Origin of the sequence: Kitasatospora sp. NPDC093558 (genome assembly GCF_040683475.1) — a bacterium.
Classification (GTDB): domain Bacteria; phylum Actinomycetota; class Actinomycetes; order Streptomycetales; family Streptomycetaceae; genus Kitasatospora.
Genome location: NZ_JBFBDY010000746.1, coordinates 1 through 2765, shown reverse-complemented (window position 1 = coordinate 2765; position 2765 = coordinate 1). Strand labels below are relative to the sequence as shown.

General features: G+C 79.4%; 1 protein-coding gene and 1 pseudogene. One reads left to right on the top strand and one right to left on the bottom strand.

All coding sequences use genetic code 11. From position 1 onward, the window contains the following. Window positions 1-91: 91 nt before the first annotated feature. The gene (locus tag AB0O00_RS34635) at window positions 92-1543 is read right to left on the bottom strand and encodes a DUF6350 family protein (RefSeq protein ID WP_363658623.1); all 1452 of its coding nucleotides are present in this window, start codon (window positions 1541-1543) and stop codon (window positions 92-94) included. Between the two features lie 132 nt (window positions 1544-1675). Between AB0O00_RS34635 and AB0O00_RS34630 the strand changes: the two are divergent. Then, window positions 1676-2765, top strand: a pseudogene (locus tag AB0O00_RS34630) (hypothetical protein); the annotation flags it as partial.

Below are 2765 nucleotides of genomic sequence, written 5' to 3'. Positions count from 1 at the left end.
GTCACCGATGCTCCGCATGGACTCCCTCCTCCGCCTTGCGATGCACGCACCCTGACGCCGCGGCCCTCCGACCTGATCCGAAAGACACGCCCTAGGGCGCGCCCTGGTTGCGCCTCTCGTCGGGCGCTTCGGGGCCGCGTCCGCTCAGCCGCAGCACCGCGGCGTGTGCGCGGGCGCGCAGCTGCCAGCCGCCCCGGCGGGCGTGGCCGGCCAGGCCCGCGAGGACGCCCGCGCCCGGAGTGGCCGGGCCCAGCGCGCGGTGGCGCACCAGCAGCGCGCCGGGCACCACGACGACCACGAACCAGCCCGCCGCCGCCAGGCCCGCCCACCACGGCACCGGCCCCAGCCGGGCCATCCGGCCGCCCGCCAGCGCGCCGCCGGACAGCCAGCCCAGCGCGGCCGCCCCAGCGCCCGTCAGCAGCGCCGCGAGCACGGCCGCCACCGCCGTCGCGGCCTGGTGCCACGCGCGCCGCGCCGCGGCCCGTCCGAGCAGCACCGCCGGGACCACCCCGGCCAGGACGGGCAGCGCGACCGCCGCGAGCCGCCAGCCGCCCGGGCCCGGCTCGGGGAGCAGCGCGAACAGCGGGAAGTCCGGCACCGGCCCGAGCACCGTGCCGCCCGGCGCCACCGCCGTCCCGTCCCCCACGGCGAACCCCGGCCCGAGCGCGTACGCCGCACCCCACAGGACGGCGTTCGGCAGCAGCACCACCGCCAGCAGCACCAGCCCCACCACGGCCGTCGGCCCCCGGCCCAGCACCGCCATCCCCCGGCCGCCGCCGGTCACCGCGTCCGACACGGCCGCGACGGCGACCAGCACCCCGCCCGCCGCCACCAGCCCGGCACCGGCCGCGAGCGCCGAACGGCGGACGGCCTCCGCGCAGTCCGCCGGGCGGGCGCGCTCGGGGAGGCGGTCGAGGAGGCGGCTCACGAGCGCGGCCCCGAGCACGTCGGCGGCGTCCGGCTGCTCGTAGGACGCGTCCACTCCATAGAGCTCGTACGCCTCGAAGGCTTCGCCGGGCCCGCCGTCCTCGCGCGTCGACCGGGCCCCCGCGGCGACCGCGAGCGCGGCCAGCAGACCGACGACCAGGACGTCCGGCAGCACCCGCGTGCGGAACAGCCCCGCGCCCGCGCAGTGCACCACGACCGCGCTCGCCACCCCGCAGTACCCCGCCCACACCGCCACCGGCCCGCCCCACCACGACCGCAGCCCCCGCCGCGACGACACCCGGGCGCCCGCCCGGAACAGCTGAGCCACCGCCAGCACGCCGATCAGCAGCGGGGTGACGGTCAGCGGCGCCCCCGCGACCCCGCGCAGCAGCGGCGCGCCGTGCCCCAGCAGCCACAGCGCCCCCGCGAGCCGCGTCGCACCGGCCGCGCCGTCGTCCGCGTACGGCGTCACCACCCACAGCCCGAGCACCGGCACCCCGACCACCGCGAGGCCGACCAGCGCCGTCCGCACCCCGGTCAGGAGGTCGGCCACGGCCGGGTGACCGCCCAGTTCGCCCGGCACCTCCAGGATCGGACGGCCCATCAGCTGCGTCATGCGCCTCATGGTGCCAAGGCGACTCGCCATGCTCCGTGAAGCGGCAAACCGCCGTCGTGTCCCAGATTATTGGCTTATGCGCATTTTCAGACCCTGCCCCCAAGCCGCCGGCGCCCCGGCCCGGAGCGTCTGATGACCACGCCGCCCCGCACCCGGAAGCTGACTCCCCGTGAGAGCGAGGCCCTCGCCCACCTGGTCGCGGGTCACCCCCTCCCCCGCGGCACCCGTGCCGCCCTCCGCCGCGCCATGGAGAAGCTGGGTGCCGCGACGGAGGCCGAGGCCGTGACCCTGGCGAAGCACCTCAGCGAGGACCGGGCCGAGCCGCCGTCAGCCGTCCGGCCGAAACCCCAGGCCGCGGCCCGGACCACGACCGCGACCCCCGCCAAGACCGCGCCGCCGGCCAAGACGGCGGCCCCGCCCGGTGAACGCCCCCGGTCCGCCGCGCGCTCCACGCAGCCACCGCGCCGCGAGCCCGCCACACCGCCCGGCCGCCGGACCCCCGCCGAGCAGGGGCGGATCCCCGCGAATCGCAGCGAAGCCGGAGCCGGAGCCGGAGCCGGCACCGGGCAGCGGGCCGACGGACGGCAGGCCGGCCCGGGCCCGCGGATCGGCGGGCGCGACGACGCCGGCCAGGGAACGTTCGAGGAGCTGTACGAGGGCTCGCACGCGCGGCTCGTCCAACAGGTCTTCCTGCTGACGGCGTGCCGGCACCGGGCGGCGCACTGCGTGCGGCGGGCGTTCGGCGAGGCGCGACGCGGGTGGGACGCGGTGGCCGGCTCCGGGAACCCGGAGGGGTGGGTGCGGGTGCGGGCGTCCGAGCTGGCGCTGTCGCCGTGGCACCGGGGCGGGCCGCGGCGGGCGCACGCGTGGCGGCTGCCGCACCGGCGGATCAAGGTGCGCCCGGCGGACGAGTCGCAGGCGGTGCTGCCCGACCACGACCGCCTGACGGACCGGGACCGGGCGCTGCTGAAGGCGCTGAAGCGGCTGTCCCGGCCGCAGCGGCGCGCGCTGGTGCTGCACGACGGGCTGGGGCTGCCAGCGGCGGCCGTCGCGGTGGAGGTGGAGTCGACACTGGCCGCCGCGGAGGGCCGGGTGTGGACGGCGCGGGCCGCGCTCGCGCAGTGGGTGCCCGACCTGGTGGGGCCCGATCCGGCGGCCCCGGGGTTCGCGGACCGGCTGAGCGGGCTGCTGCACCGGGCGGCGGTGCGCGGGTGCCCGGAGC

Coding starts and splice junctions, on each gene's coding strand:
- AB0O00_RS34635 (WP_363658623.1), bottom strand. CDS start 1,543: ATGACGCAGCTGATGGGCCGTCCGATCCTGGAGGTGCCGGGCGAACTG.